The 25,911-nt window shown below is 60.2% G+C and carries 24 protein-coding genes; 8 read left to right on the top strand and 16 right to left on the bottom strand.

The features are described 5' to 3' along the window. The first annotated feature begins 23 nt into the window (after positions 1-23). The 3 genes from K0V07_RS05460 (at position 24) to uvrB (ending at position 4,271) form a co-directional block, all read left to right on the top strand. Positions 24-1,016, top strand: a complete 993-nt coding sequence (locus tag K0V07_RS05460) for a substrate-binding domain-containing protein (protein ID WP_220623528.1) — start codon at positions 24-26, stop codon at positions 1,014-1,016. A 135-nt stretch (positions 1,017-1,151) separates the two neighbouring features. Continuing rightward, positions 1,152-2,120 (top strand): DUF4886 domain-containing protein, encoded by a 969-nt coding sequence (locus tag K0V07_RS05465; RefSeq protein ID WP_220623529.1) that lies wholly within the window; start codon positions 1,152-1,154, stop codon positions 2,118-2,120. 153 nt (positions 2,121-2,273) lie between these two features. After that, positions 2,274-4,271: an excinuclease ABC subunit UvrB gene (gene uvrB / locus K0V07_RS05470; RefSeq protein ID WP_220624066.1), complete on the top strand. Its 1,998-nt coding sequence runs from the start codon at positions 2,274-2,276 to the stop codon at positions 4,269-4,271. Between the two features lie 486 nt (positions 4,272-4,757). On the opposite strand, the gene K0V07_RS05475 is transcribed toward uvrB, so the two are convergent. The 9 genes from K0V07_RS05475 to K0V07_RS05515 all read right to left on the bottom strand — a co-directional run bounded on the left by K0V07_RS05475 (position 4,758) and on the right by K0V07_RS05515 (position 15,336). Beyond that, entirely contained in the window at positions 4,758-5,027 is a 270-nt protein-coding gene (locus K0V07_RS05475; RefSeq protein WP_220623530.1) for a ribbon-helix-helix domain-containing protein, read from the bottom strand. A 110-nt stretch (positions 5,028-5,137) separates the two neighbouring features. Next, positions 5,138-6,013, bottom strand: a complete 876-nt coding sequence (gene sucD / locus K0V07_RS05480; protein WP_220623531.1) for a succinate--CoA ligase subunit alpha — start codon at positions 6,011-6,013, stop codon at positions 5,138-5,140. Positions 6,014-6,059: 46 nt separating this feature from the next. Then, positions 6,060-7,247: an ADP-forming succinate--CoA ligase subunit beta gene (gene sucC, locus K0V07_RS05485; protein WP_220623532.1), complete on the bottom strand. Its 1,188-nt coding sequence runs from the start codon at positions 7,245-7,247 to the stop codon at positions 6,060-6,062. An 89-nt stretch (positions 7,248-7,336) separates the two neighbouring features. Further along, positions 7,337-8,068, bottom strand: coding sequence for a ribonuclease PH (gene rph, locus K0V07_RS05490; RefSeq protein ID WP_220623533.1), 732 nt, complete (start codon positions 8,066-8,068; stop codon positions 7,337-7,339). Between the two features lie 325 nt (positions 8,069-8,393). Next, positions 8,394-10,433 (bottom strand): (E)-4-hydroxy-3-methylbut-2-enyl-diphosphate synthase, encoded by a 2,040-nt coding sequence (gene ispG, locus K0V07_RS05495; RefSeq protein WP_220623534.1) that lies wholly within the window; start codon positions 10,431-10,433, stop codon positions 8,394-8,396. 107 nt (positions 10,434-10,540) lie between these two features. Continuing rightward, positions 10,541-12,376, bottom strand: a complete 1,836-nt coding sequence (locus K0V07_RS05500; RefSeq protein ID WP_220623535.1) for a site-2 protease family protein — start codon at positions 12,374-12,376, stop codon at positions 10,541-10,543. 172 nt (positions 12,377-12,548) lie between these two features. After that, a complete protein-coding gene (gene dxr / locus K0V07_RS05505) occupies positions 12,549-13,733 on the bottom strand; it encodes a 1-deoxy-D-xylulose-5-phosphate reductoisomerase (RefSeq protein ID WP_220623536.1) in 1,185 nt (394 codons plus the stop codon). A 41-nt stretch (positions 13,734-13,774) separates the two neighbouring features. After that, on the bottom strand, positions 13,775-14,566 hold the full coding sequence (locus tag K0V07_RS05510; RefSeq protein ID WP_220623537.1) for a phosphatidate cytidylyltransferase: 792 nt from the start codon (positions 14,564-14,566) through the stop codon (positions 13,775-13,777). Then, positions 14,563-15,336 carry an isoprenyl transferase gene (locus tag K0V07_RS05515; RefSeq protein WP_255568161.1) on the bottom strand — a complete coding sequence of 258 codons (774 nt, stop codon included), beginning with the start codon at positions 15,334-15,336 and terminating at the stop codon, positions 14,563-14,565. Before K0V07_RS05515 ends, K0V07_RS05510 begins: the two co-directional genes overlap by 4 nt. Positions 15,337-15,504: 168 nt before the next feature. Between K0V07_RS05515 and K0V07_RS05520 the strand changes: the two genes are divergently transcribed. From K0V07_RS05520 to K0V07_RS05535, 4 genes are all read left to right on the top strand, one after another. After that, the gene (locus tag K0V07_RS05520; protein ID WP_220623539.1) at positions 15,505-15,795 is read left to right on the top strand and encodes a 4a-hydroxytetrahydrobiopterin dehydratase; all 291 of its coding nucleotides are present in this window, start codon (positions 15,505-15,507) and stop codon (positions 15,793-15,795) included. 124 nt (positions 15,796-15,919) lie between these two features. Further along, positions 15,920-16,891, top strand: coding sequence for a GTP cyclohydrolase FolE2 (gene folE2, locus K0V07_RS05525; RefSeq protein WP_220623540.1), 972 nt, complete (start codon positions 15,920-15,922; stop codon positions 16,889-16,891). A gap of 97 nt (positions 16,892-16,988) precedes the next feature. Continuing rightward, the gene (locus tag K0V07_RS05530; RefSeq protein ID WP_220623541.1) at positions 16,989-17,468 is read left to right on the top strand and encodes a hypothetical protein; all 480 of its coding nucleotides are present in this window, start codon (positions 16,989-16,991) and stop codon (positions 17,466-17,468) included. Between the two features lie 63 nt (positions 17,469-17,531). Further along, on the top strand, positions 17,532-19,616 hold the full coding sequence (locus tag K0V07_RS05535) for an ATP-dependent helicase (protein ID WP_220623542.1): 2,085 nt from the start codon (positions 17,532-17,534) through the stop codon (positions 19,614-19,616). A 59-nt stretch (positions 19,617-19,675) separates the two neighbouring features. Here K0V07_RS05535 and K0V07_RS05540 read toward each other — a convergent pair whose 3' ends face one another. The 7 genes from K0V07_RS05540 to K0V07_RS05570 form a co-directional block, all read right to left on the bottom strand. Further along, positions 19,676-19,912: a hypothetical protein gene (locus tag K0V07_RS05540; protein ID WP_220623543.1), complete on the bottom strand. Its 237-nt coding sequence runs from the start codon at positions 19,910-19,912 to the stop codon at positions 19,676-19,678. Positions 19,913-20,121: 209 nt separating this feature from the next. Continuing rightward, positions 20,122-20,307 (bottom strand): hypothetical protein, encoded by a 186-nt coding sequence (locus K0V07_RS05545; RefSeq protein ID WP_220623544.1) that lies wholly within the window; start codon positions 20,305-20,307, stop codon positions 20,122-20,124. A 162-nt stretch (positions 20,308-20,469) separates the two neighbouring features. Beyond that, the gene (locus K0V07_RS05550) at positions 20,470-20,988 is read right to left on the bottom strand and encodes an NUDIX domain-containing protein (protein WP_220623545.1); all 519 of its coding nucleotides are present in this window, start codon (positions 20,986-20,988) and stop codon (positions 20,470-20,472) included. 74 nt (positions 20,989-21,062) lie between these two features. Beyond that, a complete protein-coding gene (locus K0V07_RS05555) occupies positions 21,063-21,782 on the bottom strand; it encodes an SDR family oxidoreductase (protein WP_220623546.1) in 720 nt (239 codons plus the stop codon). Between the two features lie 79 nt (positions 21,783-21,861). Continuing rightward, on the bottom strand, positions 21,862-22,314 hold the full coding sequence (locus tag K0V07_RS05560; protein WP_220623547.1) for a 23S rRNA (pseudouridine(1915)-N(3))-methyltransferase RlmH: 453 nt from the start codon (positions 22,312-22,314) through the stop codon (positions 21,862-21,864). Positions 22,315-22,323: 9 nt separating this feature from the next. Beyond that, positions 22,324-23,493 (bottom strand): homoserine O-acetyltransferase, encoded by a 1,170-nt coding sequence (locus tag K0V07_RS05565; protein ID WP_220623548.1) that lies wholly within the window; start codon positions 23,491-23,493, stop codon positions 22,324-22,326. Positions 23,494-23,649: 156 nt separating this feature from the next. Further along, a complete protein-coding gene (locus K0V07_RS05570) occupies positions 23,650-24,390 on the bottom strand; it encodes a YebC/PmpR family DNA-binding transcriptional regulator (protein ID WP_220623549.1) in 741 nt (246 codons plus the stop codon). A gap of 214 nt (positions 24,391-24,604) precedes the next feature. Between K0V07_RS05570 and K0V07_RS05575 the strand changes: the two genes are divergently transcribed. Beyond that, positions 24,605-25,789, top strand: a complete 1,185-nt coding sequence (locus K0V07_RS05575) for a glycosyltransferase family 61 protein (RefSeq protein ID WP_220623550.1) — start codon at positions 24,605-24,607, stop codon at positions 25,787-25,789. Positions 25,790-25,911 lie beyond the last annotated feature (122 nt).

A 25,911-nucleotide genomic window follows, 5' to 3' on the forward strand; every position in this document is an offset into this window, starting at 1 on the left:
GCGCCTAGCCTGTCAAAGACCAGATGCATTTCCGCCGACATTCTGCCCTCTACTCCTTCCTCCCGGCCCTGCTCGGGCTGGTGTTGCTGCCGTTGACTCTGGCGGCCAAGCCCCGCGAGGTGTGGGAGCGCTATAAGATCGCCGTCATCTCCGCAGACGGTGAGGCCCCGGCTGCCAAGGCGATTGAGGCGGGAGCGCGGGCCAAGTCTCCAGCTCTGGAGGATGAGTACTACCTCGCGCTCAAGGTGGACAACCTCTCTCCGGTGGATAACACGCCGCGCTCGCGACAGGCAGCTCTCAATCGGGCTTTTCTCGAAGGGTACCACGGGGTTTTGTTGAGCGTGGGGGAGGGTGTCGATGTGGCCGACGAGGTGGATTTTCTCAGTCGGCACGGTATTCCTGTTGTGACCGTGGGGGCAAATGTCGACTCGACGCGCCTGGCGTCCATCGTGACCGACGAGGAAGCTGCCGGGCGCCTGGCGGCTGAGACTTTCCTTAAAAACATGCGCTACATGCGCGATAATGTGGCCCTGATGGCTGGGACACAAGGTGATCCTGTCGCCGAGCGTCGTCTCGCCGGTGCTAAAGCGGTCCTGGCTGAAGCAGAAGTGCTGAATGTGGATGGGCCCTATGCGACGGACGAAACCTTTGCCAGTACCTATCCGTTATTGCGCGAGGTGACAGAGGCGGACTATGGCCAAAATCTGCGCGGCTGGCTGATCCTTGGAAACTGGCCCCTGCTCGGCGGGCAGCCGCTGCCCTGGCAGCCGGGAAAAAAAGTCTGCGTGGTGATGGATGCCACGCCGCACATCATCCCCTTTCTGGCCAGTGGGCAGGTGCAGGCTGCGCTCGCAGAGGACAACTTCGCGATGGGTGAGCTCGGGATGCAGCTGTTGATCGAGAAGGTCCACAACGGCAAAGAGCCCGAGCAGTTGGTTTACGCAGTGCCGCCTGCCGTGATCACCCCCAAAGACCTGGCGAAGTTTCAGGCCGACTGGACACGTTGGCTTCAGTAGAGTCGTAAGTGTCGTGTGACACAGTTTTGATGAGCCTTGCTAAAACAAAGGGCCAAGATCTGCTATCATGCGACGAGGTTTTCTAGATAAGCCTTGTACGGGAAAGATAGGAAGGGGTATTGGTTGTGGATGCGTATGCTGAAAATTACCCTCTTTGTGCCCCTTTTGCTTCTTTTCGCGACCGCGCTGCGAGCAGAGACCGAGACGATCAAGGTACTCGGTATCGGCAATAGCTTTACCAACAACGCGCACCATTTCCTGAGCAAGGTTTGCGAATCCGTGGACGGTGTAAATGCGGAGATCGGCACGGCCTTTATCGGTGGCTGCTCGCTGGATCGCCACATGCGCCACGCGCAGGAGCACGAGGCCGATCCCGAGACCGGCAACGAATATGTGTTCCGGCTTAACTGGAAGTACATGGGCTCGCACAAGTCCCTGAAGGAAATCCTGCAATACACCGACTGGGACGTCATCTCCATCCAGCAGGTCAGCACCAAGAGCTACAAGGAAGAGACCTTTTATCCCTATGCCAAGCAGCTGATCGACTATGTGCGCCAGTACTGCCCGGATGCCGAGATCGTCGTGCACGAAACCTGGTCGCACAGCGTGAACAGCCCCCGCACGAAGAGGATGATCGATTCGGACGCCATGTATGAAAAGTTGCACGCGAACTATGCCAAAATCGCAGCCGAGAACGGCTTGCGCGTCATCCCGGTGGGGACGGCCTTTCAGAATGCCCGTGCCACGGAGATGTGGGACCTCAAGCCGAACGATTTTGACCCCGAAAACCACGGGCTCGTTTACCCGCAGGACAAGGACAACCTGCCTGATATGAGCAAATCGCTCAACAAAGACTATATGTGGAGAGAGACTGATGATGGCTGGGTTGTGAAGACGGATGGCTATCACGCCAACACCGCTGGGGAGTATCTTGGGGCGCTCGTATGGTTTCAATTCCTCACCGGAGTGGATGCCCGTAAGGTTACTTATCAGCCTGATGGTCTGAGCGATGAACAGGCGGCCTCCCTGCGTCAGATCGCCTATGAGACCGTCGAGGCCATTCAGCCGGCTGGCTGCTGCTCGGCGGCTGCCAAGGCGAAGTAGAAAAACGCCGTTGGCCGGTCTCTCGCTGATCGCGACAAGCGATGGGTAAGAGCACTTTGTCTGCACAAACATTTCTGCCCGTGCTTGCGGCGGGCTGGACTTGGCTGCACAGTAGTTCACGTGCGATTTGAACTGGCAGCCGAATACCAGCCGATGGGCGACCAGCCTGCGGCGATTGAGAAGCTCGTGAACTCGGTGCAGGCGGGTAACCCCTACCAGACCCTGCTCGGGGTCACTGGCTCGGGGAAGACCTTTACCGTGGCCAATGTGATCGAGCGCGTGCAGCGGCCTACGCTCATCATGTCGCATAACAAGACGCTGGCGGCGCAGCTGTACTCGGAGCTGAAGGCGTTTTTCCCGAACAATGCGGTCGAGTACTTCGTCAGCTACTACGACTACTACCAGCCCGAGGCCTATGTGCCCTCGTCCGACACGTACATCGAGAAAGACTCCTCCATCAACGACGAGATCGAGCGTCTGCGCATCGCGGCCACCAGCTCGCTGATCAGCCGCCGGGATGTGATCGTGGTGGCCAGTGTCTCGTGTATTTATGGGCTGGGCTCACCGGAAGACTTTGAGGAGATGATGATCCCGATCCGCGTGGGCGAGGAACTCGGGCGGGACCGCTTTCTGGAGCGGCTGGTGGAGAACCTCTACACGCGCAACGATGTGGTGCTCTCGCGGGGAAATTTCCGGGTGCGTGGTGAGGTGGTGGATGTCTTTCCCGCCTACATGGAGAGCGCGATTCGGATCGAGTTCTGGGGGGACGAGGTGGAGTCCATCCAGGCGCTTGACCCGCTCACCGGCGATACTGGCGAGCGCATGGAGCACTTTCAGCTCTATCCGGCCAACCAGTACATCACCCCGCGCCGGAAGCTCGAGACCGCCGTCAAGGCCATCCGTGAGGAGCTGGACGGGCGGATTGCCGAGCTGGAGAAGGACCAGCGACTGGTCGAGGCTCAGCGTCTGCGCATGCGTACCGAGTATGATATCGAGCTGTTACAGGAGATGGGCTTTTGCAGCGGCATCGAGAACTATTCGCGCCACCTGAGCGGTCGTAAGTCCGGCGAACGCCCCTGGTGCCTGATCGACTTTTTCCCGGACGACTTCCTGCTCGTGCTCGACGAGAGCCACGCCACCTGGCCGCAGATCGGGGCCATGTACAAGGGTGACCGTTCGCGAAAGGAGCGGCTGGTCGAGTACGGCTTTCGGCTGCCCTCGGCGCTGGATAACCGCCCGCTGCGCAGCGAGGAGTTTCAGGAGGTGACGGGGCAGACAATCTTTGTCTCGGCCACCCCGGCGGCCTATGAACTGGAGCACTCCAGCGTCATCGCTGAGCAGGTGATTCGGCCGACTGGCTTGCTGGACCCCATCATGGAGCTGCGCCCGATCAAGGGGCAGGTCGAGCACCTTATTGGCGAGGTCAAGTCCGCTGCCGAGCGTGGCGAGCGGGTGCTCGTGACGACGCTGACCAAGCGCATGTCCGAGGACCTCACGACCTACCTGCGCGAGTCTGGGGCGCGCGTCGAGTACCTGCACTCGGACATCGATGCGATCGAGCGGGTGGAGATCCTTCGTAATCTGCGCAGAGGAGACTTCGACGTGCTGGTTGGCGTGAACCTCCTGCGTGAAGGCCTTGACCTGCCCGAGGTTTCGCTGGTGGCGATCCTGGACGCGGACAAGGAGGGCTTTCTGCGGAGTGAGACCAGCCTGATTCAGACAGCTGGTCGCGCTGCCCGGCACGAGAAGGGCCGTGTGATCCTCTATGCTGACGTGATGACCGACTCGCTGCGTCGAACGCTGGAGGTGACCGATAAGCGTCGTCAGAAGCAGGCGGCCTATAATGCGGAGCACGGGATCACGCCGCGCTCAGTCAAGCGAGGCCTCCAGGCGAGCCTGCATGTGCCGGGGGCAAGCGATGAGGCAGATGCGGTCAATGTCGCCGAGGCCGGCGGCGACGAGGATGTCGCTATCGTACTGGCCGAGCTGGAAAGCGAGATGCTCGAAGCCGCCGCGAATCTGGAGTTCGAGCGCGCCGCCGTGCTGCGGGATCAGATCGATGCGCTCAAAAGCGGGGAGGCTAGGGGCGGCTTCTCAGGGAAGCGCCGCAAATCAGCCTCACGTAAAAAGAAAAGCGGCCGCCGACGATAGAGTTGTGTCCTTACTCTTAGGGGGTGGCTTATCGGGATGGCTTTCGGGGGATGTGATCAACGTTGGTGTTAGTTAATCCGTTAAAACAGTAACCTGCTAGTGGGTACATCACTATGTCCCGGTCGGAGGTTTTTTTAGGTCTATGTCTCTATCGTTAATTGAAAGTCATTAACTATAATAGTGCAAAGTGGTGGCATCTAGTAGCATCGTAGTACAAATGTTTGCATAAAATACTACGTTGAATGCAAAAAAGCAGGCGGACGAATTCGTCCGCCTGCCACCAGTAAAAACAGGGTTCCCAGGTAAGGTTAATACAGGCCTGAAATTGGCGCAGGTGGCCAGATTAACGCTTAGTCTCCAGTTTTTGGGGTGCCATCGCGCACGCAAACGATGGTCCCGATGAGCAGTGGCCTGAAGGTTCAGGCTTGGGTGAGCTTGGTCGACCTGCCCGGACCGACTGTCGCTATAAACCCGCCGGAGCGAGTGCTATTTCTTCTTTGCAGCCTTGAAGTCTGCAGCAGGTTCGCTGGCGACGATGCCGTCTGCGAGCCGCTCCAGGTGAGTCGCAATGAAGTTGGATCGATTGCGATTCTCCTCATCCGCCAACTTGTCGATACGCTCAACCAAGTTTTGCGGAAGGCTGATGGAGATTTGGGTTTTACCGGGCGCACGCCCGTGGTTTTGTTTTCTTTGTGCCATATGCAGTGTGCTTATTGATAAACCTTTATCTATTACACTTGCGGAAATGATTTTCAACAAAAATATCATTTTCGCAGTATCTAATCAGATACGGGCTATCTACGTGTATACTGATGTCCAATCAACTGGTGCTTACCGTGGTAAGCACCAGTACGGACACTGTATAACTAACCCTTGTAAATCTCAAGCAGGGTATCTGCAATTTCCGACGGAGTCGGAGAGACGGCAATGCCGGCATCTTTGAGGGCGGCAATCTTGGTATCGGCGGAGCCGCTGCTGCCCGAAACGATGGCACCAGCGTGGCCCATGCGGCGTCCGGGAGGCGCGGTTGTACCCGCGATAAAGGCGGCAACCGGCTTTTTGACATTGGCTTTGATGTAGGCGGCGGCTTCCTCTTCGGCGCTGCCACCGATTTCACCGATCAAAATAATGGCTTCGGTCTCGGGATCTTCGTTGAAGAGCTTGACCGCGTCGGTGTGGCTGGTGCCGTTGACGGGGTCGCCACCGATACCGATGCAGGTGGTCTGGCCGTGGCCGCGTACGGTCAGCTGGTACATGGCCTCGTAGGTGAGGGTACCGGAGCGGCTGACGACGCCGACCTTACCGGGCTGGGCAATGTAACCGGGCATGATGCCGATATTGCAGACGCCGGGGGTCATGATGCCGGGGCAGTTCGGCCCGATGAGGCGGGCTTTGCTCTTCTTGAGGGCGTCCTTGACGATCGTCATGTCGCGGACCGGGATGCCCTCGGTGATGCAGATAATGGTCTCGATACCGGCGTCGATGGCCTCGAGGATGCCGTCCGCAGCGAAGGGCGGCGGGACGAAGATCACCGAGGTGTTGGCGCCTTCCTTTTCGACGGCGTCGTGCACCGTGTTAAAGATCGGGAGCTTGTCTTCCCATTTGGTTCCGCCCTTACCCGGCGTGACCGCAGCCACGTAGTTGGTGCCGTAGGCGATGTTATTGAGTGCGTGCAGGGTTCCGGCTTTGCCAGTAATGCCCTGGCCAACCACCCGCGTATCTTTTCCGACGAGAACGCTCATTGTACGAAATAGACTTAAATAGTTTAAAGTGGGTTAGGTGCCGGGCTTACTTCTTGATCTGCTCGACAATTTTCTTGGCGGCGTCGGCGAGCGAGTCACCCGAGGTCAGCTTGAGGCCGCTTTCTTCGAGCAGCTTCTTGCCTTCGGCGACTTCGTTGCCTTCGAGGCGGACGACCAGGGGCACGTTCAGATCGACGTTCTTGGCCGCGCCGATGATGCCCAGGGCAATGGTCTTGCAGCTCATGATGCCGCCGAAGATGTTGACCAGGATGCCTTCGACATTCGGGTCGCTGAGGATGATCCGGAAGGCTTCGGTGACCTGCTCTTCGTTAGCACCACCGCCTACGTCGAGGAAGTTGGCAGGGTTGCCGCCAAAGTGCTTGATGATGTCCATGGTGGCCATGGCCAGGCCGGCACCGTTCACGAGGCAGGCGATGTTCCCGTCCAGAGCGATGTAGTTGAGTCCGAACTTGGAAGCTTCGACTTCCTTGGGGTCTTCTTCTCCGAGGTCGCGCATGGCGACGACGTCGGGATGGCGGTAAAGGGCGTTGCTGTCAAAGTTGACCTTGGCGTCGAGGGCTTCGACGTCACCGTCAACCGTGGTGATCAGCGGGTTGATCTCGACCAGCGAGCAGTCCTTTTCCCAGAACATGTTGTACAGGCCGGTGAGGATCTTATCCATCTGCTTGAGCTGCTCCTTTGTGTTGAGCCCAAGGCCAAAGGCGATCTGGCGCTTATGGAAGGGATGGAGTCCACCGGCGGGATCGACGTGAACCTTCGTGATCTTCTCAGGCGTTTCAGCTGCGACCTTCTCGATGTCCATGCCGCCCTCGGTGGAGGCGATGAAGACCGGTTGCGAGGTTTCGCGGTCGAGCAGGATGGCGAGGTAGAACTCCTTGCCGATCTTGCTGGCTTCAGTGAAGTAGACGGTCTTGACCTCGCGGCCCTTGGGGCCGGTCTGGTGGGTGACCAGGGTGTTGCCGAGCATGGCCTTACCGGCCGCCATGGCTTCTTCCTTGGTGTCGAGGACTTTTACCCCGCCCTTGTACCCGTCGGTAAAGGTACCTTTGCCGCGTCCGCCGGCGTGGATCTGTGACTTCACGACGATCTTCTCGCCCGTGATGCTGTCAATCGCTGCCTCGAATTCATCTACGCTCTGAACCGCTTTACCAGCGGGCACCGGAATGCCGTACTGGGTGAACAGTTCCTTGGCCTGATATTCATGAATGTTCATGTCGTGTGTGCTGTGCTGTTTACACATGACGGGGGATTGACCCGGCATGGCAACCAATTTTTTTGCAATTGCAGGTATTAGAAGCACTCTTAACCGAGCACTTCAGCTTGTCTGGCGGTAATCTGCGCGATGCCGTGCTTACCCAGCTCCAGCAGACGTGCCAGTTGGTCGGCCGAGAACGTAGCTTCCTCGCCCGTGCCCTGCACTTCTACGTACTGGCCAGCGCCGGTCATGACAATATTAAAGTCCACCGAGGCCTCCCGGTCTTCTGGATAGTTCAGGTCGAGGATCTCCAACTCGTGGAAAATGCCGACGCTGACCGCGGCCACGGAGTCACGGAAAGGGCTCTCTGTGAGCACGCCGTCATCGATCAGACGCTTGACGGCCAACTGCGCGGCGACGTAGGAGCCAGAAATGGAGGCGGTGCGGGTGCCACCGTCGGCCTGGAGCACGTCGCAGTCGATCCACAGCGTGTAGCCGGGGATTTTTGAGAGGTCCACCACAGCGCGCAGGGAGCGGCCGATCAGGCGCTGGATTTCAACCGAGCGGCCATCGAGCTTGCCCTTGGCGATATCGCGCTTTTTGCGATCATGGGTGGAGTAGGGGAGCATCGAGTACTCCGCGGTGATCCAGCCACTCTCGACGCCCTGCTCGCGCATCCAGCCGGGGACGCGCTTCTCCAGCGTGGCCGCGCAGATGACGCGGGTGTTGCCGTAGCAAGCCAGGACCGAGCCGGTAGCGTGGGGCGCGAACCCCGGTTCGAAAGACAGGGGACGCAGCTGGTCAGGCAGCCGGCCATCGAGTCGCTTTTCAGTGGACATACCCGGCCCAGCATTAAGGGCTGTCGGCATTTGGGCAACGGGAAACTCCGGCTGGGTGTGTGATCAGTAGGACGATCTTTTTTAACCGTAGAGACGCAAAGGCTCAAAGTCCTGATCCTTCATTGAAATATATTATGATGTCGGTAACTCGTTGCGTCGAGCGAATTGCGACATACTGGTGCGAAGGGGGGCATAAGTCTTCTGCTGCTTTCTGCTCTTTGGCAGTGGAAAGCACACAATGACCAATCTCAGCTGCGTTTGCCGGGGCAGCGAACGTAGTGAGCGATGGGGCGCAGCCCCATCAATGCCAGCGGGTGCAACCCGCTTAGGCTTCGACTTCTTCGGGGGCGGGTTCGACCCACTTGCCATGTTCCTTGATCAGGTCCACGAGGCGGTCGAGGGCTTCGGCCTCGGGGATGTTGACCTTCACGCACTCCTTGCCGACGTAGAGGTTGATCTTGGCCGGGGCGCCGCCCACGTATCCGAAGTCTGCGTCAGCCATTTCACCGGGGCCATTGACGATGCAGCCCATGACGGCGATGGTCACTCCCTTGAGGTGCCCGGTGCGGGCCTTGATGCGGCCGGTGACCTCCTGCAGGTCGAAGAGCGTGCGTCCGCAGCTCGGGCAGGCCACGTACTCGGTCTTGACGGTGCGCATGCGCGCGCCTTGCAGGATGTTGTAGGACAGAGCGGTGCAGCGGGCCAGGTCGTCGATGGTGTCCACGCTGATGAGGTCCCCGAAGCCATCCGCGAAGGACGGGCCGGTGAACATGGCGGCTTCCAGCAACTGGCGGCCAAAGCCTTCTTCTTTAAGAATCTCGAAGTCCGCGCGCATGCGCAGCCACAGCGGACCGCGCAGGTCCTTTTTCAGGAGGATGTCGCCGAGAGCGCGGTAGGCACCGACGGCGTGAATGTCCGTGTGGCTGGAAAGGGTGTGGACGACGTTGGGCTGTCCGGCGAGCTGGGTGCTCAGGGCGGAGACGGCAGCGGCGTCGGCATCGACGGCGAGCAACAGGCCGTGCTTCTGCGTGAGGGTGAGGTACTCAGCGAGCGCATCGGCATCGCCTGCCCCAAAGCGTTTGACGAGCATCCAGCCGCAGCGGTCGTTCCAGTCAAAGGCATCGAGAGCAGCGGTGGAAACGCCGTCGCCCAGCTCGGCTACGAGCACCTTAATGGCGGGGGCGAGGGTCTTTTGCAGACTCAGCAGGTGAATCAGGTCGAGATCGCTCTCAACCTTTACGAGCAGACCCTCGATGCGGGCGTCCTTGAGGACCTTATGGGCAGCGAGCACATCCTTGGTGATCTGAGTATGCTCGGAAAGCGGACGGAAGCTGGGCGAGATGACGCGCGGCGGCTCCAGCGTGTTGATCGGGCACTCGGCCCCGAAGTTGATCTCGGTGATGTCGCGGCGCTTGTAATGGTAGGGATCGACGGCTTCCGGTTCGCGCTCGGTTGCCGGATGGGCTGCGGATTGCTCCCAGAGAGCGTGGGCGCGGTCGGCCAGGTCGCGGGCGACGGGGACTTCGTACCAAGGGTCCTCGGTCAGGGAGACGCGGATGGTGTCGCCGAGGCCGTCGTAAAGCAGGGCGCCGATACCGATGGCGCTCTTGATACGGGCGTCTTCACCGTCCCCGGCCTCGGTCACACCGAGGTGGAGCGGGTAATTAAAACCGGCCTCATCCATGCGGGCGACAGCGAGGCGGTAGGCCTCGATCATGACCTTGGTGTTGCTGGCCTTCATGGAGACGACGATATCGCGGAATCCATGATCGTCGGCGATGCGCATGAACTCCAGGGCGCTCTCGACCATGCCCAGCGGGGAGTCCCCGTAGCGGTTCATGATGCGGTCGGAGAGGGAGCCGTGGTTGGTGCCGATGCGCAGGACGCGGCCCAGCTCCTTGGAGCGCTTGACCAGCGGGGTAAAGGCTTCGTGCAGGCGCTGAAGTTCGTTGTCGTATTCGGCGTCGGTGTACTCCTTGACGGCGAACTTCTTCTTGTCGGCGTAGTTGCCGGGGTTGACGCGGACCTTCTCCACGTGCTCGATGGCGACCATCGCGGCGGAGGGCAGGAAGTGGATGTCGGCGACCAGCGGGATGTCGGCGAAGCCCGCGGCGCTGAACTGCGCGCGAATGTCCTTGAGGGCTTCGGCGGCGGCCTTGTTGGGGGCGGTCAGGCGCACGATCTCGCACCCGGCCTCGGCCAGCTTGATGCATTGCTTGACGGAGGCGTCTACGTCCTGGGTCAGGCTGGTCGTCATCGACTGGACCCGGATCGGGTTATTTCCGCCGATGCCGACGGCACCGATCTTAACCTCGGTGGTCGGACGGCGCAGGGCCTGAAAACGCGACTGGCAGTAAAGTCTCATGGTGGTCTCAATTAGATTTCCTCAGCCCGGAAAACAAGCGAAAAGGCGTGTCAGCCCCATGCTGCGGGGTGATTCTCCCGGTCTGTTGCAAAGTTGTAACGGGCAGGCTACTCGGTCTTTTCGGGGAAGGCAACCGGGATGTAGTAGGCCTGATTGCGGATGGCCTGGCGTTTGGATTCGGCGTCGCCGACCCAGTCGAGCGAGTCAAAGAGCGTGATGTAGGCCATGAGCCCGAAGAGCAGCACGACGAAGACCCCGGTCGCAGCCTCGATCAGGCTGCGCGGCATGGGGCGGCCAAGCAGCTTCGAGACGGTGGCGATAGTCATGTGCCCGCCGTCGAGGACGGGGATGGGCAGCAGGTTGAGCAGGGCGAGGTTGACGTTCAGGATAACGGCAAAGGCCAGAGCGGCGCGGAAGCCGTCCCACTTGGTCTCGAAAATGTCCGGGCTGGAAAAGCTGTGCACGAGTCGGCCGATGCCGATGGCGCCGTTGAGGTCCTTGAAGCCGATGTCCGAGCGCGGGCTGACCAGGCTGCCGAGTACGCGGCCGATCATACGGAGGCTGGCTACGAACTGCTCGGGGGGCGTGGGGTGGGCGATGATGAGGTCGTCCTGCAGGGAAAAGCCGATCATGGCCATGGTGATCGGGTCGACGAGGGACGCCTGCCAGTCATCAATGCCCTGAAATACGTAGTCTTTGCCCTCCTGGCTAAATGTAAGTGCGGGGCCGGGCTCGTCAGCATTGGCGGCAGCGATGAGGGATGAGAGGCTGTTGACGGGCGTGCTGCCGATGCTCAGCAACGTATCGCCGGGATGGAACTGATCGGCCAGCGGGCTGTTTTCGGCTACATCGAAAAGGATGACACGCGCCTCTGTGTTGGGGGAGGCGGGGTTACCGCTTTCGCCCGGTTCATACATGGGCATGAACTCGGCGTAGGCCTCGGGCTGGTCGATGGGGGCAAGACGGGCCAGGGGTTTGGTCCAGGGGACGCTGGCAGGGGAGACCTCAAGGGTGATCGGTTTGCCGTCGCGGATGAGGGCGAGGGTGACGGTTTCGCCGACATGGCCGTCGATATAATCGTTGAGGCTCCGGAGGTTATAAAGTTTTTCGCCATCCACGGCCTTGATCATGTCGCCGGGCTGGAGGCCCGCCCGCTCGGCGGGAGAGTTGGGCATGATCGCGCCTACGCGCAGGTTCTGGGCCGGAGCGATACCGATGCGGCGGATGTCGCGCCCGGAGCGCTCATTGTAGGTCGAGAGCACGGGAAAGGCCTCGATGGGAAGGATGTCACCGTCGCGGTCGATGAGGAGCTTGACGCGGGGGTTCCCGGCGGCATCGCGCCCGGAGCCGGTCGCGATCAGCATGGAAATATCCTGAAAGTCGGTGACGGGCTCACCGTCGATCTGGAGGATGCGGTCACCGGGCTGCAGTCCGGCCTTGGCGGCGGGGGAGGGCACGGAGGTTTCGGCGTCGATGCTCAGCTCAGGAGTCACGTAGCCGATGACATTGGTCTCAACGGAGCTGCGGGTCGGGGTGCCTGCGACCCACACGGCGGTGGCTAACAGTACGGCCAGCACGAGATTGAAGAACGGACCGGCGAAGGCCACGATCATCTTGTCGGCGTAGCTGATTGAGGGCAGGGTGTCGGCGTCATCGCTGTCGCCTTCGAGGGCTTTCATGTCCGCCAGCTGCGGGAGCGCGACGAAGGCCCCAAAGGGGATCCAGCAGAAGCAGTACTCGACGCCGTCTTTGCCGCGCCAGCCGAAGATTTTCGGCCCCAGCCCGAAGATCGAGAAGCGCTCGACCTTGAGGCCGCGCCATTTGGCGGCCAGAAAGTGCCCGAGCTCGTGGATGATGATGGCTCCGTTGAAAAACAGGATAATCAGCACCCAGCCCCACGCGTTGGTGAAGAGGTTTTGCAGGAGATTGCCGTCGCCACTCATGGTTTAATCTATCGTTGTCCGCAAAGGTACGGAATGATGGAACGGTAAAAAGTCAAAGCGCAGGGTAATATCATGAGCGGGTGGCGTGTGGATGGATGGCGTGGGCAGTCTGGGGCGGCTGACAGCGAGGTGGATACGCTTAGAACCGCTCCGGGGCGAAAATGTTCGCTGCTTATTGGGCAAGGCTGGTGGTCAGCGTGGCGACCTTGTCGGCGGCGATACGGCGGGCCTCGGCATCGGCGGCCAGCAGGTCGTCGAGGTTGTCCGGGTCGTGGTTAGAGATAGCGGAAAGGGTCTGCTCAATGACGCGCGGGATGTCCAGATAGCCGATGCGGTCGGCCACGAAGGCCTCGACGGCGACCTCATTCGAGGCATTAAAGGCGCCGGTGGCGATCCCGCCAGCCAGGGCGGCTTCACGGGCCAGACGCAGGCAGGGGAACTGTACCTCGTCCGGCGGGCGGAATTCGAGGCTCATCAGCTGCGAAAAGTCGAGGGTGGCGTCCACGCCCACCGCCCGCTCAGGGTAGAGGAGGGTGTGCTGGATGGCAAAGGTCATGACCGGCGGGCAGAGCTGGGCCAGAATCGAGCCGTCCACGTACTGCACCATCGAGTGGACGATGCTCTGAGGGTGGATGGTGACGTCGATGCGGTCGGCGGGCAGGTCAAAGAGCCAGCGGGCTTCGATCAGCTCCAGGCCCTTGTTGGCCATGGTGGAGGAGTCGATGGTGATCTTCGGGCCCATATCCCAGTTGGGGTGCTTGAGGGCCATTTCCTTGGTCACCGTGGTCATTTGCTCGCGGGTGAAGTCCCGGAAGGGACCGCCCGAAGCGGTTAAAATGAGGCGGTCCACGTCCACCTTGCGTTCGCCCTGCAGGCACTGGAAGATGGCGTTGTGCTCGCTGTCGAGCGGGAGCATGCGGGAGCCGGACTTTTTCGCCGTCTCCATGACAAACTTGCCCGCGAGCACGAGGATCTCTTTGCTGGCCAGCGCGATGTCCTTGCCTTTTTCGAGGGCGGCCAGGGTGGGCTTGAGCGAAAGTGTGCCAACCACGGCGGGGACGACCAGCTCGGCCTCTTCCAGTACGGAAACGGCGATCAGCCCCTCCAGCCCGCAGTAAAGCTTCGTTTCGGCTGGGAACTCGCCCGAGGCCTTGGCCTCGGTGCAGGCGGCTTCGTCGTAGATGGCAACGTGGGGGACGTTAAACTCTTTGGCGATGCGGGCCAGATCGCGCCAGCGGCGGCGACCTGCGATGGCGAGCAGTTCGAGCTTGTCCGGGTGCTTGGCGACGACGCGCAGCGTATTTTCACCAATGGAGCCGGTGGCCCCGAGCAGGACGATCTTTTTGGGACTGGACATGGAACGGTAAAGTCAATCAGGACCGGTGGGCCGTGCAGCGGCTACACCAGATACTTGAATAAGAGGTACCCGGCGGGTGCGGTCAAGATCAGGCTGTCCGTCAGGTCAAAGATGCCCCCGATGCCCGGAATGGCGCTGCCGGAGTCCTTGACGCCAGCCCGGCGCTTGAGGATGGATTCGATCAGGTCCGAGACCAGAGCCAGGTCCCCGAGGATGGCTGCGATGAGGGCGGCCTTGAGCCAGGTCAGCCCGTCGGGCAGTTGGTCGGGGAAACCGGCCAGCAGGAGCACGCCAACCAGAGCGGAAACAGCGACCCCTCCCAGGGCTCCCTCGATGGTCTTCTTCGGGCTGATGTGGGGGCAGAGCTTGTGCTTGCCGAATTTCATACCCACGAGCAGCCCGCCCACGTCGGAGAACTTCGACACCGCGACGATCCAGATCGGCACCATTACTGTGCCGTAGTCATGCATGATCAGGGTGTAGAACTGGAGCATGAAGGGCACGTAGATGAGCCCGAACAGGGTGGGGAGAAAGACTTGGCGTATGTTGGGCCAGACCAGCAGCGTAAAGGCGAGCACGATCATGGCCAGGGCCAGCAGGTCCAGTGGGCGGCCGTCAAGGTAGTAGCTGCCGAGCACCAGCACGAGCCCGAGCCCGGCGCCGAGCGCCTTGAGCGGGCGGTAGCCCATTTTCTCCAGTAGCTGGTAAAACTCAATCTGCGTGAGCGCCGTCAGCGCAGCGAGCAGGAGTACGCCCCCGTCTGCGCCGAAGAGCACAAGCACGGCGATAATCACGGCCCACAGGCCTAGGGTGCTGGCGATGCGCTTCCTCACCGATTGATGGCAGGTTCGCTCGCCGGGGCGGCCTTGATCTGCTCGCCGGTCTTGCCGAAGCGGCGCTGGCGCTGGCGGAAGTTCTCCACCGCCTCTATAAAGTGCTTGCGGTCAAAGTCGGGCCAGTAGACCGGCGTGAAGACCATCTCAGAGTAGGCGCACTGCAGGAGCAGAAAGTTACTGATGCGGGTCTCACCCGAGGTGCGGATCAGCAGGTCCGGGTCGGGGATGTCCGCCGTGTACAGGTAGCGGGAAAACTGTGGCCAATCCAGGTGGGCCGGGTCGACTTTGCCCTTGGCGGCGTCTTCGGAGATGGCACGGACGGCGTCCAAGACCTCGGTGCGCGAGCCGTAGTTGAGGGCGACTTGCAGGACATAGTCCTGAAAGTCTTTAGTCGCTTCGAGGGCCTGGTCGAGTTTCTTGCGGACACCCTCGGGCAGGTCGTCCGGGCGGCCAATCACACGCAGGCGCACCTTGTTTTTCACCAGTTCGCGGGTGTTGCGCTCCAGGAAGAACTCCAGCAGGCCCATCAATGAGGAGATTTCCTCCGCCGGGCGTTGCCAGTTTTCCACGGAAAAGGCGAACAATGTGACGTACTTGATATTGAGCTCGCGGGCGACCTTGAGCACGGCGCGAACATTGCTCACACCCCGCCGGTGCCCCTCGATCCGTGGCAGGCCCCGCTGGCGCGCCCAGCGCCCGTTACCATCCATGATGATGGCGACGTGGTTCAGGCCGTGGGCAGCGGGTTGGCTGGGAGAGTCTTGCACGTGTGGAGAATAGGACCGATGGTGACCGTTCGGATTGGAATTAGCGCACACCATATAGGGGGTGGAGTCCGGAATGCAAATCCCAATCGCATTCCCTTGGGCGGCATTCTGGGCTCAGGTGGCCGGGGCGATATTTGACAGGCAAGGCTTACGGCGGTACCTTACCCTATGTCAGAACCGCTCAGCATCACCGCCGTCGCCGACGCCCTGGCGGGCCTGCCCGGCTGGACCCACGCCGACGACAAGCTGCAAAAGACCTTTACGTTCGAGGATTTCTCCGCGGCCTTGGGGTTCGTGGTCCGGATGGGCCTGGAGGCCGAAAAACAGGGGCACCATCCCGAGCTTTTCAATGTCTATAACCGGGTCGAGGTGGCACTGTGTACCCATGACGCGGACGATAAGGTCACCGACAAGGACGTGAGCCTGGCTTCTGCCATCGAGGCCCTCCGGTCGGCCTGATATCTGCTGCACCCCTTGATTCACAAGCATTTAACCGTCGAACGCCGGTCGCCCAAAAATCATATTCCGCTGTTGCACGCGGGTATGATGTAAGGTATAACTGCCTGTTTCGACATATAAGCCGATGAACGAAGAAGTTACATCCAGCCTCAAAGGCGCTTCTGCGGTGCGCCCCAAAGCGCACTACGACAAGGATTTCCAGGTGACGGACGCCTACCGCCAGACGCTGCCCGATATGCAGAACGGTGACCCCTCGGAGATTCAGGGGGCGAACGTGCCTATCATGCAGGTGGGGATCTCCAATTTCCGCTTGCCGCTGACCTATGTCACCAAGAGCTGCCAGAAGCGTGAGCTTGAGACCTCGGTGACCGGGACGGTCTCGCTCGGCGCCGATGCCAAGGGGATCAATATGTCCCGCATCATGCGCGAGTTCTACGATTTTAAGGACCGCGTCTTCTCGCTTGAGCTGCTGGAGGAGATCCTCCTGCGCTATAAGAATGAGATCAACAGCAGCCGTGCGCGCCTGAAGCTGAACTTCAACTACCCGATCGTGCAGAAGAGCCTGCGCAGCGGTTTGGAGGGCTATCAGTACTATCAGGTGGCTTACGAAGGCTTCATCGACGACCTCGACCGCTACCGCCGCTTCATCCATTTCGACTTCGTGTACTCCTCGGCCTGCCCGTGCTCCTCGGAGCTCTCCGAGCATGCGCGTGAAGCCCGCGATATCTACGCGATCCCGCACTCCCAGCGCAGTAAGGCCCGGGTCAGTGTGGAAGTGCGTGAAGGTCAGGACCTGCCGATCGAAGACATCCAGCAGCTCTGCCTCGAAGCCCTCAAGACCGAGACCCAGGTCATGGTCAAGCGTGAGGACGAGCAGGCCTTTGCTGAGCTGAACGGTGCCTACGTGAAGTTCGTCGAGGACGCCGCCCGGCTCCTCTACGAGCAGCTCGACGCCGAGCCGCGCATCAAGGACTTTCAGGTCACCTGTGCCCACCTTGAGTCGCTGCATTCGCACGACGCGGTGGCTGTGATCAATAAGGGCCTGCCCGGTGGCTTCACGGCCGATACCCGGGACTTCCACGACCTGATCTGTTAGGCTGGCAGGGCGGATTTTCACCGCTGAAGCCTGTCGCGGCGCTATAAGCAGATAGATTGTACTTGTGCGACAGTCTAAGTTGGCTTAGGACAAGTTTATGTCTCGTTATACAGCCCTCTGTCTTCTGTTTGTTTTCACGTTCGGTTTCGCCGGTGCCTTGCATGCTGGTGACGACCTCTTGCGCAACGGCGACTTCTCCCGTGGCCTCAGCGGCTGGAAGGGGGATCGCAAGATCGCCGAGGATGGCGACAACAAATACGTCGTGGTCCGGCTGAACTCCAAGGATACGCAGAAATTTGAGCAGGATGACCTGGATGTCAAAAACGTGCGCGCCGTCGAGGTGAAACTCCGCTTCCGGGTGAGCGATGACTACAGTGGTCGCGGCTTTATCCTGCGCTTCAGCTATGCAGGCGGCTCAACGTATACGAATGTTGATAAGGGCCTGTCTACGGAGTGGAAGAGCATCGGCTGGACCTTTGAAAACTCACGTGGCTTGGATGAGATCACCTTCTCGGTCGAAGTTCTGCCGGGCGACGGCAGCATCGAGTTTGACGATTTCTCGGTCACGCCGCAGTAAGCCTGTCTGCGCTACCCGTAAAAAGGACTGGCCCGGCGGCGTAGGTGTGGCATGGTGGGGGATATGGATTTTACCGGACCCAGCGTCAGCATCAACGACCAGTTCGCGCCTATCGATTATGCCCGTGAGTTGAACCCGCAGCAATTGGCTGCTGTGCAGGCGACAGATGGCCCGGCGCTTGTACTGGCCGGGGCAGGTTCTGGCAAGACGCGTACACTGACCTACCGGGTGGCCTGGCTGCTGGAGCAGGGCGTGTGGCCCGGTGAGATCTTGCTGCTGACCTTTACCAATAAGGCCGCCCGCGAGATGCTGGGCCGGGTCGAGGACTTGACCGGCGTGCCTCGCTGGAAGTTCTGGGGCGGCACCTTCCACTCGATCGGTCAGCGGAGCCTGCGCATGCACGGCGAGGTGGTCGGGATCGAGAAGGGTTTTACCATCCTTGACCAGGGAGATGCCGAGTCGCTACTGGGAGACGTCATCCGCGAGCGGGACCGTACCTTTCTCAAGAACAAGGACCACCCCAAGGCTCGCGTGGTGGCCGAGATGATCAGCTATGCCCGTAATACGCGGCAACCGCTGGAGAATGTCGTCCTCACTCGCTACCCGTGGCTGGAGGATATTCTCGATACGCTGTTGGGCTTTGCGCGTGGCTATGCCGAGCGCAAACTGCGCCAGCAGACGCTCGATTACGATGACTTGCTGGAGTACTGGCTGAAAATGCTGGAGACCAGTGAGGAGGCCCGTAACCACTATCAGGAGCGCTTCCGGCACATCCTGGTGGACGAGTTTCAGGATACGAACAAGTTGCAGGGGAGTATCGTGAACCTGCTCGCAGCCAAGCGCCGCAATGTAATGGCGGTGGGTGACAACTGGCAGTGCATCTACACCTGGCGCGGGGCTGAGTTTGGGAACATGGAGGACTTCGCCGAAGTCTTTCCCGAGCGCACGATTTACAAGATCGAGACGAACTACCGCTCCAGCCCGCAAATCCTCTCCTTTGCCAACCATATGATGGGCGGCCATCCGTCCATCCCCGGCTATCCGCTGGAGCTACAGGCTCACCAGCCCTCCAAGGATCGGCCCTATGTGCTGCCCTGCATGGATACGCGGCAGCAGGCGGACCTCGTTATCCGCCGTCTGGAGGGGCTGCGCGAGGAGGGGCGTTCGCTCAAGGATGTGGCCGTACTCTACCGCGCGCACTATCAGGCGATGGACCTGCAGATGGAGCTCTCCCGACGCGGCGTACCCTACACGATCACCAGTGGCGTGCGTTTCTTCGAGCAGGCGCACATCCGCGACCTTGTAGCGCACCTGCGCGTTGTATCCAATCCTCGTGACAGCGCGGCCTTTGAGAGGATGGCTATGCTTCTGCCGAAGGTCGGCACCGTGACGGCGAAAAAACTTTTCAAGCTCTCGCACGAGATCGCGGAAAAAGAGCGTACCTCGCTCGTTTGGGCGATGCTCGGTGATCCGGTTTTAAAGAAAGTCCCCGAGGCTGCCCGCGAGGAGTGGAAGGACCTGGCGCAAACCCTGATCGACATGGAGCGAGCGATGGGTGGGCCCTCCGTCGCCCCGCCCGAGAAGGACGAGCCGGACCTCTTCGACCATGCGGAGAAGCAGCAGCCGGCGGAGACGCGTGTAGCCGCCACTCCGCAGGAGATCGTGCGCCTCGCTATCGAGGGGTGGTACGGGGACTATCTGCGCAACCTGTACGACAACTGGCAGAGCCGTAAGGATGACCTAGACAGTCTGGTCGGCTTTGCGGCCCGGTACGAGGATATGACCGAGCTGCTGGCGCAACTCGTACTGCTCAATTCCGAAACGAGCGACCGCCGGATCGACCCCGATGAGGAAACGGTCAAGCTGACCACGATCCACCAATCGAAGGGGCTGGAGTTTCCGGTGGTCTTTGTGCTCGGGCTCTCCGAGGGGCTGCTGCCGCTCAAGCGCGCGATCGAGGAGGGCGATGTGGAGGAAGAGCGCCGTCTGCTCTATGTGGCGGTCACGCGCGCCATGGAGGAGCTGTACTTGTGCTTCCCGCGGGTGACGTCCTCCGGTGGTCCGCCACAGATTCTTGAGCCCTCGCGCTTCCTGACCGCAGTGTCCGAGGAGTACTACGAGGTGCTGCGCACCGGCGGTGGTCGCTGACACAAAAAACACCCGAAGCATGAGCCTCGGGTGTTTGTAATGGAAATTTACTACGCGAGTTAGTTGGACTCGGTGGCTTCCTGCACCTTTTCCTTGGTGTCTTCGTAGCCTTGCTTGATAGCGTCACCGGTCTTGTCAGCCGTCTCGGAGATGGCGTCACCGGTCTTGTCAGCGGCAGCGGAGATGTGGTCGCCGGCGTCCTTCATGTCGTCCTTGGCTTCCTTGCTGCAACCAGCGGCAAAGGTGAGAAGCGCGGCGGCGAAGAGAGCCAGGAGAATGCGATTGAGAGATTTCATTGTGAGTGGATGATTGTGGGTTGTATGATATTCGTGTTGCGGCAGTAGCGCCGTAACGAGGGAAAGTATGGGGCGATTTTACCGGAATGCAAAGGCAAACGCAGTATTCGTGGTGTGCGTTATCATCCCGTTAAAGTGGGATGCGCCTTAGATATAAAAAGCGCCGGGCACGACTCGTACCCGGCGCGCTAAAGGAGGTGTTCTATGGCTTAGTTGGCCTTGTCGGCAGCGTCTTCCACGCTGTCACCGGCGTCTTCCACGGCATCACCGACCGAGTCAGTGGCCTTGTCGGCGGCGTCCGAGATGCTTTCACCAGCGTCTTCGAGGTGGTCGCCTGTGGATTTCTCGCAGCCGGCAGCAAACGTGAGCATGGCGGCGGCGAATAGAACTGTCATTAAACGATAGAGAGCTTTCATGATGATGGTGAGTTTGTAGTTATACCTCTGTGATGTCTTTTCGTAGTGTCGTTAGAAACTATAGGCCATTTTATCACGAATGCAAAAGATCGGGACAATTTTTTCGGCGTAAGCTCTTGCCAAGGTGGTGAGGTGAAGGGCCTAGCTGGCTTCCTTCGCAAGCTCCCATACGAGATGAAAACTGGGTGCGTAGTCGTCGTGGTGCGCGCTCATATCCGCCTCCAGATCCTGTGGGGTAAACCAGCGCCCTTCGCTGATCTCCTCCGGGTCGAATGTGATCTCCCCATCCCAGACGAGCCGGTAGACATGGATGAACTCGTAGCCGGTGGCGCGGCAGGGGCTGTGGGTGAATACGTCATCGAGTGTATCCGCGCTGTCGATACAGATGCCGAGCTCTTCGGATATTTCGCGCACGGCTGCGGTGTCGTAGGTCTCGCCTGCGTCGACATGGCCGGAGCAGGAGGTCGTCCAGCGGTTCGGGTAGGTGTCCTTGGTCGGGGAGCGGCGCTGCATGTAGATGTCGCCCTTGCTGTTGTAGACCAGGATGTGGACCGCGCGGTGAAACAGGCGGCGTCGGTGGACCTCGTGCCGGGGCAGTTGCATGATGACGTCGTCATGCTGGTTGACGACATCGAAGGGTTCGTCGGGATTGGAAGGCATCTTTCTTTGGGTAGGGGGGTGTTTAACGAGATAATGGGTAGTGTGAAATGAATACGCTCTTGGTTGCGGGGTGGCTAAATGTCTCCACCCAGTGGCTGCAGCCAGATTTCATCGACCACGGTTTTGGCCGGGAGTTCCCACGCATTGACGACGGCCTGTGCCACATCGGAGGCCGGCATCAGGCGCTCGCGCAGGGTGGCATCATCCAGTCCGGAGTCGTCCCAGGCGTTGGTCAGGGTAGGGCCAGGCAGGACGCAGAGCACGCGCACGCCATCCATCAGCAGCTCCTGGCGCATCACTCGGGTCATGCCGAGCAGCCCGTACTTGGCGGCGCTATAGGCCGCCATGCCGGGGAAGATTTTCCGTGAGGCGGAGGAGGCGATGTTGATGATGGTGCCGCTCTTGCGGGCCGCCATGGCCGGGGTAAAGGACTGGGAGACGAGGAACGCGCTGCGCAGGTTGGCGGCGAGCACGGTGTCGAACTCCTCGGTCGAGAGCTTCAGGAACGGCTTGGCCAGAAAGTAACCGGCGTTGTTGATCACGGTGTCGGGCTCGCCCTGGGCGGTGCGGACGGCTTCGGCCATCGCTTTGACAGCCTCCGGGTCGGAAACATCGCAAGGGTAGCCGCGTGCCTCCACGCCGTGCTTTTCACAGGCGTGAGCGGTGGCGGTGAGTTGGTCGGCTGAGCGAGCGGTCAGGGCCAGACGGCAACCACCGCGCTTGGCAAACGCCTCCGCGATGGCGGCTCCGATGCCGCGTCCGCCGCCAGTGATCAGGATGAGGGGAGATTCCATGCTGGCAGGTTAAGCTGGTCCTGCCCTCCCGCCAAGCCGCTAAGAGGATTATTTTTCAGTAGGCCCGAAGGGCGCTCGTCTACAGCTGCTCCTGATGATGGTAGCCACTGCCGTGCAGGATGCTAAAGGCGCGGTAAAGCTGCTCCAGGAGGATGACGCGGGCCATCTCGTGGGTGAAGGTCATGGGGGACAGGGAAAGGAGGGTGTCGGCACGGGCTTTGATCTCGGCACTCAGGCCGTAGGGACCACCGACGATGAAGACAGCGTCCTGGCTGTTCGTTCGCAGCTCGTCGAGAGCGTCCGCGAGGGCACTGGAGGGGCGGCACTTGCCCTCCTCGGCCAGTGCGAAGACCCTGCCACGCTCTTTTTCCAAGGCCTTGAGCAGGCGTTCGCCCTCGCGCTCGGGATCGGTGTCGCGGATTTCAGTGATCTCCAGAGTGGCGTAGGGGCGCAGGCGTTTGGCGTACTCCTCCGCGCGTTCGCGCCAGGAGGGCTCCTTCATCTTTCCAACGACCAGCAGGCGGATACGCATGGAACCGGCCTAGTGGTGGCGTTGCTGAGCTTCTTCGGCGGTAAGGAAGCCGCTGACCAGCTCGTAGAGCTCGGGGGCACGTATCAGGAACGAATCGTGCCCGAGGTCCATATTGAGTTCGGCGTAGCTGGCGTTTTTACCGCTGCGGAGCATGGCGTGCGCGATGTCGCGGTTTTGCCCCGGGGGGAAGAGCCAGTCCGAGGTGAACCCGACTACGAGGGCCCGCGCCTGCAGATTTTCAAAGGCTTTCTCTAGCGGTCCACCCTTGCCGAGGTCGAAGCGGTCGAGAGCCTTGGTGAAATACAGGTAGGTGTTCGCGTCGAAGCGGTTGACGAAGCTCTTGCCCTGATAGCGCAGGTAGCTCTCCACCTCGAACTCCACGTCGAAGAAACCGCCCTGACTGCCGGACTCGGCCTCGCGCTTGCGGACGCGGCCGAACTTGCGCGACAGCCCCTCGTCGGAAAGATAGGTGATGTGGGCCATCATGCGGGCAACCGCCAGGCCGACGTTTGGGCCCTTTCCGGGCTCATAGTCGCCCTCGTGCCAGCCGGGGTCCTGCACGATAGCACTGCGGCCGACTTCATTGAAAGCAATAGCCTGGGCGCTCTGGCGCGAGGTGGTGGCCATGGCCAGGAGGGAGTTCACGCGATCGGGATACTCGATCGCCCACTGCAGGGCCTGCATGCCGCCCATGGAGCCGCCGATGACGCAGTGCAGCTTTTCGATGCCCAGATGGTCGAGCAGGCGCCGCTGGGCGCGGACCATGTCGCGGATGCTGACCTGCGGGAAGGATAGGCCGTAGCGTTTGCCGGTGGCGGGATTGATGGAGGAGGGGCCGGTTGATCCCTGGCAGCCGCCGAGGCAGTTGCTGCCGACGACGAAATACTTGAGGGTGTCGATGGGCTTACCGGGGCCGATCATGTTATTCCACCAGCCGGGCTTGGCGTCCTGCAGAGAGTAGACACCGGCGCAGTGGTGGTCACCGCTCAGGGCATGAAAGATGAAGATGGCGTTATCGCGGGCCGCATTAAGCTTGCCGTAGGTCTCATAGCGCAGCGTGAAGCCCGGGAGCTGCCCACCCTCCTCGAAGGTGAACGGCTCCTTGCAGACAAAGTCGTGGTACTCGACCAGCCCGACTTCGCCCTCGTCGAGCACGGGCGCTGCTTCGGCATCATTCATGTTGAGAGTTAATTAACTGCTGATCGCGCGGATGGCACGGATTTTTTTGGCCGGGGTCCGGCTGGACCAGCAGTATTTAGGGGGCAGCGAATACAGTGACGATGGGGCAAGGGCGAAGCGTGAATACCCTCGTCAATGCCAGCGGAGTCACTCCGCCTAGCTCAGCAGGGACTCGTCGATGTCGAAGTTGCTGTGGACGGCTTTGACGTCTTCGAGGTCTTCGAGCATGTCGACGAGGCGGAGGATCTGCTTGGCTACGTCCTTGTCGGTGATGCTGATCTCGTTGTTGGGCAGGTAGGCGATTTCGGAGGATTCGCAGGCGATGCCCTTGTCCTCAAGTGCCTTGGAAATCGTGTGGTACTCGCCGATCTCGCAAGTAACCTCGAAGTGGTCCTCAGCGTTTTCGACGTCCTCAGCCCCGGCTTCGAGAGCGACCTCCATGAGGGTGTCTTCGTCGGTGGCGTCGGCGGCGATGATAAACTGGCCCTTCTTCTGGAAGTTGAAGGCCAGCGCACCGGCTCCGGCCAGGTTGCCGTTGCACTTGGTGAAGGTGCTGCGCACTTCGGAGGCGCTGCGGTTTTTGTTGTCGGTGGTGACTTCAACGATGATGCCGACGCCGCCGGGGGCGTAGCCCTCGTAGACGAGTTCGTCATAGCTGACGCCCGGCAGCTCACCGGTGCCCTTTTTGATCGCCTTTTCGATGTTGTCGGCGGGCATGTTCGACCCCTTGGCTTTTTGGATGCAGGTGCGCAGGCGGGGGTTAAACTCGGGGTCGCCGCCGCCTTCACGTGCGGCGATGGTCAGCTCCTTGGAGATGACGCTGAAGATTTTACCGCGCTTGGCGTCTGTGGCTGCCTTGGCGCGTTTGATGGTGGCCCATTTGCTGTGTCCGGACATGGCGAAAATCTCAATGAAAGGGGTTGATTGTCGTCAAGATTGAAGAATCTGTCGAAAGGATGATTTTTGGGGACCATGAGCCTGTGTCGATAGTAAACTTTTTCTCTTGAGGTGCGTCCATGGTGCGCTGGTCAGGGCTTACCGCTTGACAGGAGGAGGGGTGTTTGGCCCACTCTATGAGAGTGCCCTGGCACCATCCACCTCTCTACCGGCTATGATCAGAAACCATCTCGCTCGCCATGTGAGGTCCTTCTATAGCAGGCATATCGCGCCAGCGCTGTACCGCCCTGGCGGTATTCTCGCCTCGATTGCCGACGCTTCTCCGGGGGAGGTTATTGATTATCGTCAGGTGCATCCAGCCTATCAGGATAAGCTGAAGCTTGAGGAAGCGGGTGTGAGTGTGCTCCTGGATGAGCCGTTTCCGGAAGACGACGGACACCAGCCAGAAACTTTTACGGCCACTCTGCCTGGAGGGAGTGTCTGCACGACCTCTGAGGGCGATTTTGGTGTAGTTACCCGCAAGGGGAAACTGCTGGGCGATATCTCCTGGTCAGTTAATTACACCGGCCATCTGAGTATGAAGCTGAACGACCTGCGTGAGCATCCCTTGCTCAAGGCGGCTTCGCTCCCCCGGCGTAAAAGGGTAAGCGGGGCATTGGTTGTCGCTTATAACCAGAGGCCTGTGGACAACTACTATCACTGGTTTTTCGACAGCTTCCCGCACTTCTACCTTTTGAGAAAGAACGGCTACTGCTCGGCTAAATACCGATATTACATGATGCCGTTGCGGCGACCCTATGAGGTCGAGTCTTTGCGCCGTTTGGGGATTCAGCCGTCCCAAATACTGGAAATGCCCTCCAATCCCTTCGTGAAGGCTGATGAGCTGACGGTGACGCAGCATCCCCGTCGGGGACGGTATTTTTTCAAAACCTGGGCCATGGACTTCATGAAGGAGTTGTTCCTGCCAGATCGCTGCCCCTCCAAGCGTGTTGAAGGCAAGCCCCTGGTATACATCACCAGAAATGATGGGAGTGTCCGCACCATTCAGAATGAAAATGCTCTTCTGCCCCGGCTCAAGGAGTGGGGCTTCGTGACTTTGAGCATGAGTGGGATGTCTCTGGATGAGCAGGCGTGGCTCTTTAATCATGCGCAGGTTATACTGGCTCCGCACGGGGCTGCCCTGGCGAGTCTGGCCTACTGCGAGCCAGGGACGAGGGTGATCGAGCTGTTTGCCGATAGCTACCTCAAGCCCTACTATGCGGAGATAGCCCTGCGGCGTGAGCTGAAGTACCGCTTTATGCTCTGCCCTCACTGCCCGGACAGCAAGAATCCACGCCAGGGAGACAGCATGGTCGTTGACCTTGATGAGTTGGAGGCCTTGGTGAGGTCCTGCCTCTAGGTCGTGTCTTCAAATTATCTCATGTCGCCCACTTGGCTGGATTTTGGCCCATATTTCGTGTCCTCGGCTCGACGAATCTTGATTCGCCTCGCCTCGAAAGCCGAAAAATGGCCACAAAACCA

Origin of the sequence: Ruficoccus sp. ZRK36 (genome assembly GCF_019603315.1) — a bacterium.
In the GTDB taxonomy this organism is placed as follows: Bacteria; Verrucomicrobiota; Verrucomicrobiia; order Opitutales; family Cerasicoccaceae; genus Ruficoccus.